This is a genomic window from Kribbella sp. NBC_01484, assembly GCF_036227145.1.
In the GTDB taxonomy this organism is placed as follows: domain Bacteria; phylum Actinomycetota; class Actinomycetes; order Propionibacteriales; family Kribbellaceae; genus Kribbella.
Genome location: NZ_CP109437.1, coordinates 6,143,719 through 6,160,390, shown reverse-complemented (window position 1 = coordinate 6,160,390; position 16,672 = coordinate 6,143,719). Strand labels below are relative to the sequence as shown.

The window sequence follows — 16,672 nt, the reverse complement described above, 5'->3', positions numbered from 1 at the left end:
CCATGCGGGAAGCTCGGATCGAACATCGACTGCAGGGAGAGGTACGGCGTCGCCGTGCACGTGTCCAGCAACGGCGGTGCGAACGCCTTGAGCGGCGCTACCGCCTGCTCGCCTTCCTCGACCGGTCCGGCGTAGCCGACGACGACCGCCACCACCGGTCGGCCGTGCAGCTCGGCCGGAATCGTCGGCACGGCTGGGAGCCAACGATGGATCACCGCGGTGGTCAGCTCGTCCGGGACGTCGGTGATCCAGTCCCGGTAGAAGCGCATCCACTCCGGCGACTGCTCCATCGGCCACGCCACCAGGCCGCCGTACACGATCGGCCCGACCGGGTGCAGCCGGAATTCGAACTCGGTCACGATGCCGAAGTTTCCACCACCACCGCGGATACCCCAGAACAGATCGGCGTTCACGTCCTCGCTCGCGATCACCAGCTCACCCTCGGCGGTGACCACGTCGACCGAGATCAGGTTGTCGATGCTCAGTCCGTACTTGCGCATCAGCCAGCCGATCCCGCCGCCCAGGGTGAGGCCGGCCAGACCGGTGTGCGTGACGATGCCCGACGGCGTCGCCAGGCCGAACGCCTGCGTCTCCCGATCGAGCTCACCCAGCAGCACACCCGCCTGCGCGCGGGCGGTACGTCGTACCGGATCGACCCGGATGCCCTTCAGCGCAGCGAGATCGATCAGGATCCCGCCGTCGCAGGTCGAGTGCCCGGGAAGCTGTGACCGCCGCCGCGGACCGCGACCGGCAGACCGGTACGGCGGGCGAACGCCAGCGCGCTCCGGATATCGGCGACTCCGGTGCAGCGAGCGATCACCGCGGGCCGCCGGTCGATCGACCCGTTCCAGACCGCACGTTGTTCGTCGTACGACGGGTCGCCCGGATGGATCAGCTCCCCGCGGAAGTCATCGCCGAGCGCCTGAATCTCCGGAGTCATCGTGCTCATGACCTACTCCCCCCTCCCCCAGGCCCCCTTTCACCGGCCAGTTTGCTCCTGCCGGTGAGGACTGTCGAGGTGATCGGGACCCGGAGGTATTTCGGTCAGGATCTGACAGCCGACGGGGAACAGAAGCCCCCGCGAGATCACCCCGGGCATTTCATGACGTCTAGCCCTCGCGGTTCGGGAGTAGCTGGGTGATCAGGGCGTCGGCTGTCCAGTGCTCCCATCGGCTGGGACTCCAGCCGCGGCGCTTCGTCAGGTAGTGGTACATCTCCGGGCTCTGCAGGGCGAGCGCGATGTCGATGGCCATCGCCGGGTCGACGCCCTCGCGGAGCGGGCCTTTGGCCGCAAGGGCGGTGATGAGCCGTTCCATCACCGTCGCCCGCTGGGCGTTGTTGGTCTCCCAGAGCTCGGCGATCTCGGGGTCGGCCGAGGCGGCGCTGGAGACGACATGCAGCACGGGTGCGACGCGCTCGTAGATCTCCCGGGCGAGGCGGGTCTGCGCGCGAAGCTGATGCTCCGGATCGGGGTCGTCGATCGCGGCCAGCACTCCGGGCCGCTCGAGAGTCGGAACGGGTTCCTCGTCGCCGGCCACGGCGACGTCGAGGATCTCGCTGAGCAGGGCGCGCTTGGTGCCGAAGGTGAAGTACAGCGTCTGTACCGCCATGCCGGCCGCGGCGGCGACGGCCTGCATCGAGGTCGCGGCATACCCCCGCTCGGTGAACAGGCCCAGCGCCGCACCCCGCATCCGGTGCCGATTGGCGCGCGCCTTGTCCACTCGCCGGATGGCCTGACCGGGGTTCATGCCCACAGCCTAGCAGTTGACTAGAGTTCGCCACTAGTGATCCACTAGAGCAACACTCTAGTGAATTCCACCACGAGGCATCCGTGAACGGAGACCTGCACCGATGACCGAGACACTTCCGCACTCCGGCGCCACACGTCGCCAACTCCGCACCACCGCCCGGCTGACCGCGCTGATCGGCGGGCCGGTGTTCTGGCTCGGCACGCTGCTGCATCCCGCCCGGGACGGCTGGAGCATCGCGGCCGCCGGCGAGCGCTACGGACTCACCCACGACATCCAGGCGGCCGGCCTGCTCTTGCAGGTCGTCTGCCTGGCCAGCGTCATTGCCCTGGGCAACCAGATCACCCGCCGGCGGGACCTCAGTGCCTGGTACGGCGCCCTGGTCGGCACGCTGCTGTGGTTCGCGCTGATCATCTTCGACGGCTCGCACAATCCGGTCCGAGCGGAGTACCACCCGAGCGTGGTCCACCAGGCGTCCGACCTCGATACGCCGGCCGCGCTGATCGTCTTCCCGGCACTACTGGTGTTCCCGCTCGGCTACGTGTGGCTCGCCCGCACCCTCGGCCGACACGGCTTGCGGCTGGCCGGGCTGCTGCTCGCCGTAGGCGCCGTCGCGTACACGCTCGGCGGCTTGTTCATCTTCACCTCCGGACCAGGCTTCGGCCTGATCCAGATCTTCGAAGTAGCCGGCGCGACCTTGTACGCCATCGGCTACATCCTCCTCGGTCGCGCCGCCACCGACCTCCACCAGGTCCGCTGACGATGGCCTCCTCCCCCGACGAGAGCGCGGCGGCGATCATCCAGGCCTTGGTGTCACCGGCAGGGCGAGCCGATCCCTTCCCGTTGTACGCCGCAGCGCACCGGAACGGCGCGGTTCAGGCCATCACCGACACCGTCTTCCTCGTGGTCGGCTACGCGGCGGTCAACCAAGTGCTTCGAAACCCTGGATTCGCCTTGCCGAGCGATCCTACGGATGCGGGCGACGCGGCAGCGCTGCGCTTGATGAACCGGTCGATTCTGCGGACCAACCCTCCGGACCACGGTCGCATGCGCTCGTTGATCTCCCAGGTCTTCACGCCACGCCGAGTCGCCGCGCTGCAGCCGACGGTCGTGGCCGCCGTGGACACCCTGCTCGAAGCGCTGGCCGAGTCCGGAGCCGACGGCCGGACGGTCGACTTCATGGACCGATTCGCTTTCCAGCTGCCGGTCACTGTGATCTGCGAACTGCTCGGGATCCCGATGGCCGACCGCCACCAGTTCCGCCCGCTGGCGTCCGCGTTGACCGCGGCGCTGGAACTCACGGGCGATGTGGACGGTCCGGCCGACGAAGCCGCCCGCGAACTCGGAAAGTACTTCACTCACCTGATCGGCGAACGCCGGACGAGGCCGGGCGACGACCTCGTCAGCGCCCTGGTGGCTGCCCGCGACGCGGACGACGGCCGCCTGTCCGACGAGGAGTTGCTCGCCAACCTGATCCTGCTGCTGGTCGCCGGCTTCGAGACGACAACCGATCTCCTCGGCAACGGGCTGACGATCCTGCTCGACCGTCCGGACCTCGCCGTGGCGGTGCGCTCCGGCCAGACCACGACAGCGGCCTTCATCGAAGAGGCCTTGCGCTACGAGTCTCCGGTGCAGGTGACGACCCGGGTGGCAAGCGCCGACGGCCTCGTTGTCGAGGACGTCGGCATCCCAGCCGGCAGCGACCTGATTCTGTTGCTCGGGGCAGCCAACCGCGACCCGGCCCGGTATCCGCGCCCCGACCGGTTCGATCCCACCCGCGCCGACAACAAGCCACTCAGCTTCGGCGCCGGCCAACACATCTGCATCGGCAACAACCTCGCCCGGCTCGAAGCATCCGTGGCCTTCCCCCGCCTCCTCGACCGCTTTCCCGGCCTCTCTGCTGATCCCGGCCGGCAGCCCGTACGCCGCGACAGGCTCGTGCTGCGCGGCTATCAGACGCTGCCGATCCGGGTCAGAGCGTGAAAGCGGTGCTGTCTTCGTCGTACGGGCCCATCAAGGTCAGGGCCGGGGTGCCGGCGTACAGCTCGGCGGCCAACTGGCTGACGTCGTCGAGGGTGACGGCATCGATGCGGTGGAGGATGTCGTCGACGGTGGGGAGCTCGCCGTACACGAGTTCCGCCTTGGCGATGCGGGTCATCTTCGCGCCGGCGTCCTCCAGGCCCATCACGACCGAGCCACGCATCTGGCCCTTCCCGCGGAGCAGCTCGTCCGGGGTGATGTTGCCGTTGGCAATCACCTCGAGTTCGGCGCGGACCACGTCGAGGACCTCGCCGGCCTTCTTCGGCAGGCAGCCGGCGTACACGCCGACCATGCCGGAGTCGGCGTACGCCGAGCCGAACGTGAAGACCGAGTACGCCAGGCCGCGCTTCTCCCGGACCTCCTGGAACAGTCGGGACGACATCCCGCCGCCGACGATCCCGTGCAGTACGCCGGCGACGTACCGGCGCTCGTCGTTCCGCATCAGGCCCGGCATCCCGAGCACCAGGTGCGCCTGCTCGACATCACGATGGTGAACGCGCACTCCGCCGTACGTCGGAACTGGCTCGGCGGCACCTAGTCGGACCGGGGCGGGCTCGGCCTCCGTGGTCACCCAGTGCCGCTCGAACGCCTTGCGGACCAGGCGGACGACGTCCGCGTGGTCGACGTTCCCGGCGACCGAGACGACGATGTCGGAGGGCTTGTACCGGCGCCGGTACCAGCCCACGACCTGCTCGCGGGTCAGCCCGGCCACGGACTCGGGCGAACCGGTGATGGAGCGACCCAGCGGGGACATGCCCCAGAGCTGCTCTGCGAAGAGGTCGTGGATGTGGTCCGACGTCTCGTCGGCGTGCATCGCGATCTCCTCGTCGATGACGTCGCGCTCACTCTCCACGTCCGCAGCCGTCAGCGTGGCGGAGGTGATCATGTCGCAGATGACGTCGACCGCGAGCGGCAGGTCGGAGTCGAGCACCCGCGCGTAGTAGCAGGTGTACTCCTTGCCGGTGAACGCGTTCATCTCGCCGCCGACCGCGTCGATCGCGGCGGAGATCTCGAGCGCGTCGCGGCGCTCGGTGCCCTTGAACAACAGGTGTTCGAGGAAGTGCGTCGCGCCGGCGAGGTGGTCCGGTTCGTCCCGGGACCCCACGCCGACCCAGACGCCGAAGGTGACCGAGCGGAAGCCCGGCACGGACTGGGAGACAACCCGAAGCCCGGAGGGCAGGACGGTCCGTTTCACCGGACCGCCCGCCTCCGGGCTCAGCAGGGTGCTGGTGATGGCTCGCGTCACTCGGCGGAGTCAGCCACCTTCTCGTCGGCCTTCTTGTCGCCCTCACCCTCGATGACCGGGATCAGCGACAGCTTGCCGCGGTCGTCGATCTCGGCGATCTCGACCTGCAGCTTCTGGCCGACCGACAGGACGTCCTCGACCGCCTCGACCCGCTTGCCGCCGGCCAGCGGACGCAGCTTGCTGATGTGCAGCAGACCGTCCTTGCCCGGCAGCAGGCTGATGAACGCACCGAAGTTGGTCGTCTTCACGACCGTGCCCAGGTAGCGCTCGCCCTTCTCCGGCATGGTCGGGTTCGCGATCGCGTTGATCGCGGCCCTGGCCGCCTCGGCGCTCGGACCGTCGGTCGCGCCGATGTAGACGGTGCCGTCGTCCTCGATCGAGATGTCGGCGCCGGTGTCCTCGGTGATCTGGTTGATCATCTTGCCCTTCGGGCCGATGACCTCGCCGATCTTGTCGACCGGGACCTTCACCGAGATGACCCGCGGCGCGAACTCGCTCATCTCACCCGGCGCGTCGATGGCCTTGGCCATCACGTCCAGGATCGTCAGCCGCGCGTCCTTGGCCTGCGTCAGCGCACCGGCCAGCACGCTGGCCGGGATGCCGTCCAGCTTGGTGTCCAGCTGCAGGGCGGTGACGAAGTCCTTGGTGCCGGCGACCTTGAAGTCCATGTCGCCGAACGCGTCCTCGGCGCCGAGGATGTCGGTCAGCGCGACGAACTCCTCCTTGCCGTCGACCTCACCGGAGATCAGACCCATCGCGATACCGGCGACCGGGGCCTTCAGCGGCACACCGGCGGACAGCAGCGACAGCGTCGAGGCACAGACCGAACCCATCGAGGTCGACCCGTTCGAACCGAGCGCCTCGGACACCTGACGCAGCGCGTACGGGAAGTCCTCGCGCGACGGCAGCACGGGCACCAGGGCCCGCTCGGCCAGCGCGCCGTGACCGATCTCGCGACGCTTCGGCGAACCCACCCGGCCGGTCTCACCGGTCGAGTACGGCGGGAAGTTGTAGTTGTGCATGTAGCGCTTGCGGGTCTCCGGGGACAGCGTGTCCAGCTGCTGCTCCATCCGCAGCATGTTCAGCGTGGTGACACCCAGGATCTGGGTCTCGCCGCGCTCGAACAGCGCCGAACCGTGCACCCGCGGCAGCACCCGCACCTGGGCCTTGAGCGGCCGGATGTCGGTCAGCCCGCGGCCGTCGATGCGGATCTTGTCCTTCAGCACCCGCTGCCGGACCAGCTTCTTGGTCAGCGACCGGAACGCCGCGGACAGCTCCTTCTCGCGGCCCTCGAAGTCGGCGGCCAGCTTGTCCACCGTGGCGGCCTTGACCGCGTCGGTGGCGTCCTCACGCTCGTGCTTGCCGGCGATGGTCAGCGCCTGCGCCAGCTCCTCGCTCGCAGCGGCCTCGACCGCGGCGAACGCGTCGTCCTGGTAGTCCGGGAAGACGGGGAACTCGCCGGTCGGCTTCGCGGCCCGCGCGGCCAGGTCGGCCTGCGCCTCGACCAGCGTCTTGATGAACGCCTTGGAGGCCTCGAGGCCCTGGGCCACGATCTCCTCGGTCGGCGCCTGGACACCGGACGCGACCTTCTCGAAGGTGGTCGGGGTCGACTCGGCCTCGACCATCATGATCGCGACGTCACCGGTCTCGGTCACCCGGCCGGCCACCACCATGTCGAAGACCGCGTCCTCGAGCTCGGTGTGGGTCGGGAACGCCACCCACTGGCCCTCGATCAGCGCGACGCGGACGCCGCCGATCGGGCCGGAGAACGGCAGGCCGGCCAGCTGGGTCGACATCGACGCGGCGTTGATCGCGAGAACGTCGTACAGCTTGTCCGGGTTCAGCGCGAGGACCGTGATGACGACCTGGATCTCGTTGCGCAGGCCGGACACGAACGACGGCCGCAGCGGGCGGTCGATCAGCCGGCAGGTCAGGATGGCCTCCTCGGACGGGCGGCCCTCCCGGCGGAAGAACGAGCCGGGGATCCGGCCCGCGGCGTACATCCGCTCCTCGACGTCCACCGTCAACGGGAAGAAGTCGAACTGGTCCTTGGGCTTCTTGCTGGCCGTGGTGGCCGACAGCACCATCGTGTCGCCGTCGAGGTAGGCGGCGGCGGAGCCGGCGGCCTGCTGGGCCAGACGGCCCGTCTCGAAGCGGATGGTACGGGTGCCGAAGCTGCCGTTGTCGATGACGGCTTCAGCGAAATCTGCGCCCTCCATGGGCACGCTTGTGGATCCCGACACGGGATACCCCTCTCTAGCAGTGTGACGACTGCGAGGCGCGAGCTTCCGGGGTGCCGGTCTTCGATCGAGGCCCGCGGAAACTGTGTTGAATTTCCGAAAGCCACTACCGAGGACCGGTCGTCCTCCCGCCACGCGCTTCGCGTCGCCTCGTTCGTCTTGCGTGCTTCTGTATTCAGTTATGACCCGCGCCCGCGATTCAGCACTGGCGCGGATACGCCAGGAGCGGCCACCCGAGCTCGGGGGCCGCTCCTCGCGACGTCATCGGCGAAGGCCGAGCCGCTCGATCAGGGACCGGTAGCGGTTGATGTCCTTCTTCGCCAGGTAGTTCAGCAGCCGGCGGCGCTGACCGACGAGCAGCAGCAGGCCACGACGGCTGTGGTGGTCGTGCTTGTGCTCCTTCAGGTGCTCGGTGAGCTCCGCGATGCGGTGCGTGAGGAGCGCGACCTGGACCTCGGGGGAACCGGTGTCGCCCTCGGTCAGGGCGTACTCGCCGATGATCTTCTTCTTCGCCTCAGGATTGGCTGACGACACGTGCGATCCTCTCGATGTCCGTTGCGCGGCGCACCGGGGCTTGGGTCACCCGGGCACTCTCGATCCGCGGCCGTTCAGACGGCAGCGCCCAGAGTATCAGTCCGTGGACGCGTCACCCTAATTCTGGGTAAGGATCCGGCGCGCTCCGTCGACATCGGCTTTCATCTGGACCAGCAGCTCGTCGATGGTCTCGAACCGGATCTGACTGCCCCGCAACCGGGCCACGAAATCCACCGCGATCCGGGCGCCGTACAGCTCCAGGTCGTCGCGATCGAGCACGTACGACTCCACCCGCCGGTCCACGCCGTCGAAGGTGGGGTTGCTGCCGACACTGATCGCGGCGGGCAGCGGTTCGTCGTACGACGAAGCACCCGGAGCCGGCTCGAGCACGGTCAGCCAGCCCGCGTACACACCGTCGAGCGGGATCGCGGCCGTCGCGTCGGCGGGGATGTTCGCGGTCGGGTAGCCGAGCTCCCGGCCGCGCTTGTCGCCCTCGACGACCACTCCGGTGACCCGCAACGGCCGCCCGAGCGCCTCCGCGGCGGCTTCGACGTCGCCCTCGGCGACGCGCTCCCGGATGTACGTCGACGACCACGGCTGCGCGTCGCCCGACAGGCTCAGACCCTCAACCTGGAAACCGTCCTTGGCGCCGGCCGCGACGAGCGTGTCCACGTGCCCGGCGGCCTTGTGGCCGAACCGGAAGTTCTCCCCGACCACGACGGCCTTGGCGTGCAGAGTGCCGACCAGGACCCGCTCGATGAACTCCTCCGGCGACCAGCCCGACACGTCCTTCGTGAACGGGAGGATCAGCACCGCGTCGGCGCCGTACCCGGTCAGCAGCCCGGCCCGCTCCTCGGGGCGGCTGAGCATCGCCGGCGCCCGGTCGGGCCGCAGCACCACCATCGGGTGCGGGTCGAAGGTCAGCGCGACCACCGGCAGGCCACCCAGCTCGGCCGCCCGCGCCCTGGCGTGCGCGAGTACCTCCTGATGCCCCCGATGTACGCCGTCGAAGTTGCCGATCGTGACGACCGTCGGCCCGAGATCCGGGCTCACCTGGTCCAATCCGTGCCAGACACGCATGAGAGCAGGATTCCATGTCACCACCGGATTCCGTGCAGCAGGGCCACGATCACCCCTTGTGATCGAGCGGTGACTCAACTTAGAGTGGGCCCGCACCGCCGAAGTCTGGGGAGGGTCCCGTGAAGCTACGCCGCCTGGTCGCCGCCTGCGCGTCCCTGGTTCTCCTCGGCACGCTGCCGGTTGCTCAGGCGGACCCGACGCCCGCGTTCCGGAACTACGTGGCGCTCGGCGATTCGTACACCTCCGCGCCGCTCGTCCCCTTGCCGGACCTGTTGTCGCTCGGGTGCGTGCGCTCGTACAGCAACTACCCGAAGATGCTGGCGGCCGCACTGCGGGTTCGCCACTTCACCGACGTGAGCTGCGGTGGCGCCGACACCACGAACATGACGCAGCCGCAGAGCACACCGCTCGGGACGGCCGCGCCGCAGTTCGACGCGCTGACTCCGGACACAGGCCTGGTCACGCTCGGGAACGGCGGCAACGACTTCGGGGTGTTCGGCGACATCGTCGGCACGTGTCCCGGGCTGCGCGCCTCCGACCCGACCGGCGCACCGTGCAAGGCACACTTCACGGTCGACGGAGTGGACACGCTGAAGGCTCGCCTCGCCCAGACGCAGGTCCGGATCACGGCCGTTGTCCAGGGCATCAAACAAAGGTCGCCGAAGGCAACGATCCTGCTGGTCGGCTAGTGCTGGCCCGCCAGGCCGCTGCCTCCCCTCAGGCCCTCGAGGCCTCCCTGAACCGCCTGCGGACCAGCGCGCAACGCTGACCCTTTCCAATCCGTACGGCGGACCCCGGGCCGAGCCACCTCACGCGTGGCCCGGCCCGGTGGTGTTCACAGCCGCTGCGTGAGCTCGGTGAGCGCTTGGCCCAAGGGGAGGTTGACGCGCTGAACGGCGTACGGGTCGCCGCGGGTCAGGCCTTGATTGATGATGAGGACCGGCGTGCCGGATTTGGCCGCGTGCCGGACGAAACGAAAGCCGGACATGACGGTGAGGGACGAACCGAGGACGAGTACGGCGTTCGCGTCGTCGATCAGCCGGTAGCAGCGCTCGACCCGGGACCTCGGCACGTTCTCGCCGAAGAACACCACGTCGGGCTTGAGTACGCCGCCACAGACCGTGCACGGGACGACGGTGAAGGTCCGGACGATGGAGTCCTGCAGGTCCACGTCACCGTCCGGGTTGATCCGGGTCGCCTCCCCTTCGAAGTCCGGGTTCGCGGCGCGCAGGCGACGGTCGAGGGCTTCGCGGGCCGACGTCGTACCGCAGTTCAGGCAGATGACGCGGTCGAGGTTGCCGTGCAGCTCGATCACGTCGCGGGCACCGGCCGCCTGGTGCAGGCCGTCCACGTTCTGGGTGATCACGCCGCTGAGGTAGCCGCGAGCCTGCAGGGCCGCGACCGCCCGATGCCCGTCGTTCGGCTCCGCGCGGGCGATCGTGCGCCAGCCGAGGTGGCTGCGCGCCCAGTACCGTTGCCGACCTGATTCGCTCGCCGCGAAGTCGCCGTACGTCATCGGCGTATGCGTCCGCAGACTGCCCGTCTCACCGCGGTAGTCCGGAATCCCCGACTCGGTCGAGATCCCCGCCCCACTCAGTACGACGACTCCCCCGCCGTTCACGACATCCGCAAGAGCTCCGACATCCGTCGTACCAGGCTGCAACGCCAGAACCTCGGGACCGGGAGCCCAACTGAGTGTCGGACGGGAACGCACGCTCCCAGCGTACCGAGCCGGACACGCCCTAAGGCTGGAAGCGGTAGCCCATGCCGGGTTCGGTGATGAGATGGACGGGGCGGGAGGCGTCGAGCTCGAGCTTGCGGCGGAGCTGGGCCATGTAGACGCGGAGATAGTTGGTCTCGGACTCGTAGCCGGGTCCCCAGACATCCCGCAGCAACTGTTTCTGGCTGATGAGCTTGCCGGGGTTGCGGACCAGGATCTCCAGCAGGCTCCACTCGGTTGGGGTCAGGCGGACGTCGCCCTCGGCTGTGATCACGCGTTTGGCGGCGAGGTCGATGGTGAATGCCTCCGTCCGGACGACCACCTGGCTCCCGGCGTCCACTGCCGTGCGCCGGAGCGCGGCCCGGATCCGGGCGAGCAACTCATCCATGCCGAAGGGTTTCGTGACGTAGTCGTCGGCGCCGGCGTCCAGGGCGGCGACCTTGTCCGCCTGGGTGTCGCGAGCGGACAGCACGATGATCGGGGCCGAGCACCAGCCGCGCAGACCGCCGACCACCTCGACCCCGTTGAGGTCCGGCAGGCCGAGGTCGAGGATGACCAGATCGGGTGGACGCCGGGCCGCCGCGGCGAGCGCGGTCGTCCCGTCGGCCGCGGTCTCGACGTCGTACTGGCGGGCCCGCAGGTTGATCGCCAGCGCTCGCAGCAGTTGCCGGTCGTCGTCGACGATCAGGACGCTGATCAAGGCGCCACCGGCAGAGTCACAGTCATCGTCAATCCTCCGCCAGGGGTCTCGGACGGCAGCACGGTTCCCGCCATCGCCTCGCTGAAGCCACGGGCGATCGCGAGCCCCAGGCCGGCACCGCCGTCGGACCGATTGTCGCCGAGCCGCTGGAACGGCGTGAAGATACGCTCGCGGTCCTCCTCCGGTACACCTGGCCCGGTGTCGACCACGTGCACCCGTACGGCGTTCTCGTCGTACGACGACTCGACCCGGACCGGGACCCCGGCCGGTGCGAACCGCCGGGCATTGTCGACCAGGTTGGCGATCACCCGCTCGAGCAGCCCCGCGTCGGCAAGCACGAGCGGCAGGTCGTACGGGACGTCGACGGTGACGATGTCCGCCGGTACGCCGACCAGCGCCTTGGCGACGACCTCCTCCAGCACGACGGGCCGCAGGTCGACCGACAGGGCGCCCGCCTGCAACCGGCTCATCGCCAGCAGGTTCGTGATCAGGTCGTCGAGCCGGTCGGCCGACTCCTCGATGGTCTCCAGCAGTTCGCTCTGCTCGTCCGGACTCCAGGTCACGTCGCGCTGCCGGAGGCTGGAGACCGCGGCCTTGATGCCGGCCAGCGGTGTCCTCAGGTCGTGTCCGACTGCGGCCAGCAAGGCGGCCCGCAACCGATCGACCTCCGCGAGTTGCCGAGCCTGGGCAGCCTCGCCGGCCAACTGCTGGTCCTCCCAGGCCCGTGCGGCCGCACCTGCCAGCCGGGTCAGCAGTTTCCGGTCCTCGGCGAACAGCTCGGGGCCTTCGGCAACCAACCGTAGTCCGTCCCGGGCGGGGGCCGAGATCACGGGACTGCCGCGCAGGGGCGCGCCGGCCACCGCGACCACGTGTTCGATCTCGCCGCGGCGCTCGAGCAGTGCGACCGACACCATTCCGAAGGTCTCCCGGACCTCTTCGAGCACCGCGGTGAGCGAGTCGCCGGTCACGGGTTCGGCCGCGACGCGGGACAGGACGTCGGCCTCGCTCCGGCTGCGGGCGGCCGCGATCCGGTGCCGCATGGCCACATCGACCGTCACGCTGACCGTCACCGCGACCAGGACGAACACGAACAGGGCGATGATGCTGTCCCGCTGTTCGACCGCGAGGGTGTGATACGGCGTGGTGAAGAAGAAGTTGGCGAGCAGCACGGCAGCCAGGGCCGCCGCGACCCCGGGGACCAGGCCGCCGGTCACCGCGATCAGAACGACGACTAGGAGATACAGCAGGAGGATGCTCTCGAGCGCGAGGCTGTCGCGTACCGGGACGAGCGCGACCGTCAAGGCCGGCAGGCCGGCGAGAACGAGGACCAAGCCGGTCCAGAGCCGCCGCCACCGACCGTGCCCGGACCTCCGGGCAGGCGCGACGCCGGCAGCCCCTCGTCCGGGCGGCCTCGTGTTGTCCACGGCACCACTCTGACACGGTGCCGCGGTCCGGTGGCGGACCGCGTCAGCCGGTCGGTCAGACGGGCTCCTCGACCCTGGGTGTCGTGGTCACGGCGACCGCGGTCATGTCCGCGGGCGGCACCCGGCGTGCCTCGAGGACCTCCGCGGAACCGAGCTGCCAGGGCACGTTGATGACCATCACGCCAGGCTGGAAGAGCAGGCGTGCTTTCAGGCGCAGTGCGCTCTGGTTGTGCAGGAACGCCTCCCACCAGTGTCCGACGACGTACTCCGGAATGAACACTGCAACCAGGTCTCGTGGACTGTTCCGTCGTACGTCCCGGACGTAGCTCAGCACCGGACCGGTCACATCCCGGTACGGCGAGTGGAGGACCTTCAACGGCACCGGGATGTCCCGCTCGCCCCATTCCTTCAACAGCAGGTCCGCCGCGTCCGGGTCCGTGCTCACCGTGACCGCGGTCAGCGACGTCGGGCGCGTCGCGCGGGCATAGGCAAGCGCGCGCAACGTCGGTGTGTGCAGCTTGGAGACCAGCACGATCGCGAACACCCGCGGCGGCAGGACGACACCGCCCGGCCTCGGCCGCAGTTCGGCGTCCACCCGGTCGTAGTGCTTCCGGATGCCCTTCATCAGCAGGAACAGGGCAGGCATCGCCAGTACCACGATCCAGGCTCCGTGGGTGAACTTGGTGATCAGGACGACGACCAGGACCACGGCGGTGAAGACCGCGCCGAACCCGTTGATCGCCCGGGATCGATGCATCGAGGCCCCGGCCCCGGACGACTCCCGCAGCAGGCGGGTCCAGTGCACGACCATGCCGGTCTGGCTCAGCGTGAACGATACGAACACACCGATGATGTACAGCTGGATCAGCCGGGTCGTGCTGGCGTCGAAGACCCAGATCAGCACACCGGCCAGCGCGGACAGGATGACGATGCCGTTGCTGAACACCAGCCGGTCGCCGCGCCGGGAGAACTGCCGCGGCAGGAACCCGTCGTGTCCGAGCAACGAGGCCAGGATCGGGAACCCGTTGTAGGCGGTGTTCGCGGCCAGGACCAGGATCGCCGCGGTGAACGCCTGAACCGCGAAGAACCCGATCGACTGATACCCGCCGAACACCGAACCGGCGACCTGCGCGATCACCGTGCGCTGCTCGTACCCGTCCGGCGTACCGGTGAGCCGGCCCGGATCGGCAGCGACGTGGACGTCGGACACCATCGCCAGCGCGGTGATGCCGACGAACATCGCGATGGTCACCGCGCCCATGATCGTCAGCGTCGCCGCCGCGTTCCTGCTCTTCGGTGGCTTGAAGTTCGGCACCCCGTTGCTGACCGCCTCGACTCCGGTGAGCGCCGTACATCCGGATGCGAACGCACGCATCGCGAGCAGCACGACGGCCAGCCCGGTCAGGTGGTTCCCGGCCTCGATGCCGTACGGCGCGGATTCGGCCCGCGGTGGGTCGCCGGCGAGGATCCGGACGAACCCGACCGCGATCATCGTCAGCACGACCGCGATGAACCCGTACGTCGGGATCGCGAACGCCGTACCGGACTCCTTGACGCCGCGCAGGTTCGCCAGCGCGAGAATCGCGATCATACCGATCGACACCGCCACCGCGTGCGGCCCGAGCGCCGGAAGCGCGGAGACGATGTTCTGGACCCCGGCCGCGACCGACACGGCGACTGTCAGCACATAGTCGACGAGCAACGCACTGGCCGCGACCAGTGAGGCGCTCTGACCGAGATTCGCCCGGCTCACCGCATACGCGCCGCCACCGCTGGGGTAGGCGTAACAGGTCTGTCGGTACGACGCGACGACCACGGCGAGCAGCGCGAGGACGACGGCGGCGATCCACGGCGTGAGGTGCAGCAGCGTCAACCCGCCCAGGCTGAGCATGAGCAGGATCTCCTCGGTCGCATAGGCGTTCGAGGAGAGCGGGTCGCTGCAGAACACCGGCAGAGCCAGCTTCTTCGGCAGAAAGGTCTCACCCAACCGCTCACTCCGCAGCGGCCGCCCCACCAGGAATCTCTTCGGCAGCTCTAACAACTTCACAACACCAGCCAACCGCCCCGCCGCGCGCCGTCGCCCCGGTCTTGACACCCCCTTGACGGCCGGGCCATCGATCTTGATGCCGCCTTAACGCGCCATGTCAATCGATACGCGGCGGGCCGGCCTTCAGGCGACGCTCGGCCGCTGCGCGGGCGGTGGTCGGATCCATGGATGACCAGTCGGCGTCGATCCCCCCAGACCGCCTCCCACACGAAGAACCCGTCCCACCCGTGCTCCTCAGCCAGAGCGGCCAGCTCAGCAGCCGCCCGTGCATCCGGAAGCCATCACGATCCCGTATCTCATCTCCCGACGGTAGAACCCACCACCGACAACGCGGGCCCACCCCGAGCAACTGTCGGGACCTGGGACAGGAAATGGAGGGCTGGGACCTGATATTTACTGTCTCAGGGCCCGGTTGGGTGTCCCAGGTCCCCAGAGTGGGACTAGCTGACGAAGACCGCGGTGGGTTTGGCGACCGGCCCGTGCGGTTCGTAGAGGGCGAGGAAGGTGCCGGTCGGGTCGAACATCGCGGTCTGCCCGGGCTGGAGTTTGAGGCCGGACAGCGGGCGTCCGGTACGGATGGCGGCGGCCTGGTCGGCGTCGGCGTCGTACCGCGGGAAGGTGCCGGCAGCAACATCCGCGATCGGCAGCCAGGCGAACTCCTGCGCCAGCGACTCGAGCGTGTGCGCCGCCGCCAGGTCGAAGGCGCCGACCCGGGTACGACGCAACGCGGTCAGGTGACCGCCGACGCCGAGCTCGGCGCCGAGATCACGAGCCAGGGCACGAATGTAGGTACCGCTGGAACAGTCGACCGAAACGTCGACATCGATCCCGTCCGGCCCCGGGCGTACGTCGAGAATGTCGTACCGCGAGACCGTCACCGCCCGAGCCTTCAGCGCGACCTCCTCGCCGGCCCGGACGCGTTCGTACGCGCGCCGCCCGTCGACCTTGATCGCCGAGACCTTCGACGGCACCTGCGAGATCTCGCCGCGGAAACCGGCCACCGCCGACTCGATCGCCTCGGCCGTGATCCCGTCGACCGGGGCCGTGGTCAGCACGGAGCCTTCGGCGTCGTCGGTGGTCGTGGTCGCGCCGAGCCGGATCGTCGCGTCGTACGACTTGTCGGCGAGCTGAAGGTGACCGAGCAGCCGGGTCGCCCGGTTGAGGCCGACGACCAGCACACCCGTCGCCATCGGGTCGAGCGTGCCGGCGTGCCCGACCTTGCGGGTGCCGGCGAGCCGGCGGACCCGGGCGACGACGGTGTGCGAGGTCAGCCCCGCCGGCTTGTCCACGACGACGATCCCGTCGGACGACGAAGTGAAGTCACTGGACGGGATGCCGTTCGGGGACATGATGTCGATGCCGGTCAACGCAGCACTCAGTCCTGGTCCTCGTCGTCGTCCTTGTGCTTGTACGGGTCCGCGTCGCCGGCCGGCTTGGCACCCGCGGCTGCCTTGGCCACCTCGGCGTCGGCCTCGCGGGCCTTCGCCAGCAGGTCCTCGATCTGCCCAGCGGTCTCAGGAACGGCGTCCAGGAAGAACGCGACACTCGGCGAGTGCCGCAGGCCCAGCGCCTTGCCGACCTCGCTGCGAATCAGGCCACGGGCCGACTCCAGGGCGGCTGCGGTCGACGCCCGCGCCTGCTCGTCGCCGTACACGGTGTAGAAGACGCTGGCCTCGCGCAGGTCACCGGTCAGCCGGGCGTCCGTCACGGTGACGAAGCCCAGCCGGGGGTCCTTGACCCGGCGCTCGAGCAGTTCGGCGACGAGCACCTGGATCCGGTCGGCCAGCTGCTTCGCCCTTGCTTCACCCATCAGGGCTCACTCCCTCATTCATGAGAACGTCCGGAGAGACGAAGACCGTCTCTCCGGACGTTACTCCCAGGTGATCCGGGCGG

General features: G+C 69.1%; 14 protein-coding genes and 1 pseudogene. 3 read left to right on the top strand and 12 right to left on the bottom strand.

All coding sequences use genetic code 11. From position 1 onward, the window contains the following. Nucleotides 1–485: 485 nt before the first annotated feature. Both OG555_RS30020 and OG555_RS30015 read right to left on the bottom strand, forming a co-directional pair. Nucleotides 486–940 (bottom strand): annotated as a pseudogene (locus tag OG555_RS30020) (FAD-binding oxidoreductase); the annotation flags it as partial. A 169-nt stretch (nt 941–1,109) separates the two neighbouring features. After that, nucleotides 1,110–1,748, bottom strand: coding sequence for a TetR/AcrR family transcriptional regulator (locus tag OG555_RS30015; protein WP_329475909.1), 639 nt, complete (start codon nt 1,746–1,748; stop codon nt 1,110–1,112). Between the two features lie 103 nt (nt 1,749–1,851). Here OG555_RS30015 and OG555_RS30010 point away from each other — a divergent pair, with 103 nt between their 5' ends. Beyond that, a complete protein-coding gene (locus OG555_RS30010; RefSeq protein WP_329475908.1) occupies nt 1,852–2,508 on the top strand; it encodes a hypothetical protein in 657 nt (218 codons plus the stop codon). Nucleotides 2,509–2,510: 2 nt separating this feature from the next. After that, the gene (locus OG555_RS30005; RefSeq protein ID WP_329475907.1) at nt 2,511–3,731 is read left to right on the top strand and encodes a cytochrome P450; all 1,221 of its coding nucleotides are present in this window, start codon (nt 2,511–2,513) and stop codon (nt 3,729–3,731) included. On the opposite strand, the gene OG555_RS30000 is transcribed toward OG555_RS30005, so the two are convergent. From OG555_RS30000 to OG555_RS29985, 4 genes are all read right to left on the bottom strand, one after another. Further along, nucleotides 3,721–5,034, bottom strand: a complete 1,314-nt coding sequence (locus tag OG555_RS30000) for a M16 family metallopeptidase (protein WP_329475906.1) — start codon at nt 5,032–5,034, stop codon at nt 3,721–3,723. The two genes, OG555_RS30005 and OG555_RS30000, sit on opposite strands and share 11 nt — an antisense overlap. Then, a complete protein-coding gene (locus OG555_RS29995) occupies nt 5,031–7,253 on the bottom strand; it encodes a polyribonucleotide nucleotidyltransferase (RefSeq protein WP_329475905.1) in 2,223 nt (740 codons plus the stop codon). The genes OG555_RS30000 and OG555_RS29995 overlap by 4 nt, the downstream gene beginning before the upstream one ends. Before the next feature lie 282 nt (nt 7,254–7,535). After that, nucleotides 7,536–7,808: a 30S ribosomal protein S15 gene (gene rpsO / locus OG555_RS29990; protein ID WP_328521718.1), complete on the bottom strand. Its 273-nt coding sequence runs from the start codon at nt 7,806–7,808 to the stop codon at nt 7,536–7,538. A 117-nt stretch (nt 7,809–7,925) separates the two neighbouring features. After that, nucleotides 7,926–8,888 carry a bifunctional riboflavin kinase/FAD synthetase gene (locus OG555_RS29985; RefSeq protein ID WP_329475904.1) on the bottom strand — a complete coding sequence of 321 codons (963 nt, stop codon included), beginning with the start codon at nt 8,886–8,888 and terminating at the stop codon, nt 7,926–7,928. A gap of 119 nt (nt 8,889–9,007) precedes the next feature. Between OG555_RS29985 and OG555_RS29980 the strand changes: the two genes are divergently transcribed. Next, a complete protein-coding gene (locus tag OG555_RS29980) occupies nt 9,008–9,577 on the top strand; it encodes an SGNH/GDSL hydrolase family protein (RefSeq protein ID WP_329475903.1) in 570 nt (189 codons plus the stop codon). 146 nt (nt 9,578–9,723) lie between these two features. Here the strand turns inward: OG555_RS29980 and OG555_RS29975 are convergent, their stop codons facing one another. The 6 genes from OG555_RS29975 to rbfA form a co-directional block, all read right to left on the bottom strand. After that, entirely contained in the window at nt 9,724–10,602 is an 879-nt protein-coding gene (locus OG555_RS29975; protein WP_329475902.1) for an NAD-dependent protein deacetylase, read from the bottom strand. Between the two features lie 28 nt (nt 10,603–10,630). Continuing rightward, nucleotides 10,631–11,305 carry a response regulator gene (locus OG555_RS29970; protein WP_329484898.1) on the bottom strand — a complete coding sequence of 225 codons (675 nt, stop codon included), beginning with the start codon at nt 11,303–11,305 and terminating at the stop codon, nt 10,631–10,633. Continuing rightward, nucleotides 11,305–12,732, bottom strand: a complete 1,428-nt coding sequence (locus OG555_RS29965; protein WP_329475901.1) for a sensor histidine kinase — start codon at nt 12,730–12,732, stop codon at nt 11,305–11,307. Before OG555_RS29965 ends, OG555_RS29970 begins: the two co-directional genes overlap by 1 nt. Nucleotides 12,733–12,787: 55 nt before the next feature. Then, nucleotides 12,788–14,779: an APC family permease gene (locus tag OG555_RS29960; protein ID WP_329475900.1), complete on the bottom strand. Its 1,992-nt coding sequence runs from the start codon at nt 14,777–14,779 to the stop codon at nt 12,788–12,790. 440 nt (nt 14,780–15,219) lie between these two features. Then, nucleotides 15,220–16,128 (bottom strand): tRNA pseudouridine(55) synthase TruB, encoded by a 909-nt coding sequence (gene truB / locus OG555_RS29955; RefSeq protein ID WP_329484896.1) that lies wholly within the window; start codon nt 16,126–16,128, stop codon nt 15,220–15,222. 26 nt (nt 16,129–16,154) lie between these two features. Further along, the gene (gene rbfA / locus OG555_RS29950; protein ID WP_329475899.1) at nt 16,155–16,589 is read right to left on the bottom strand and encodes a 30S ribosome-binding factor RbfA; all 435 of its coding nucleotides are present in this window, start codon (nt 16,587–16,589) and stop codon (nt 16,155–16,157) included. Nucleotides 16,590–16,672: the final 83 nt, after the last annotated feature.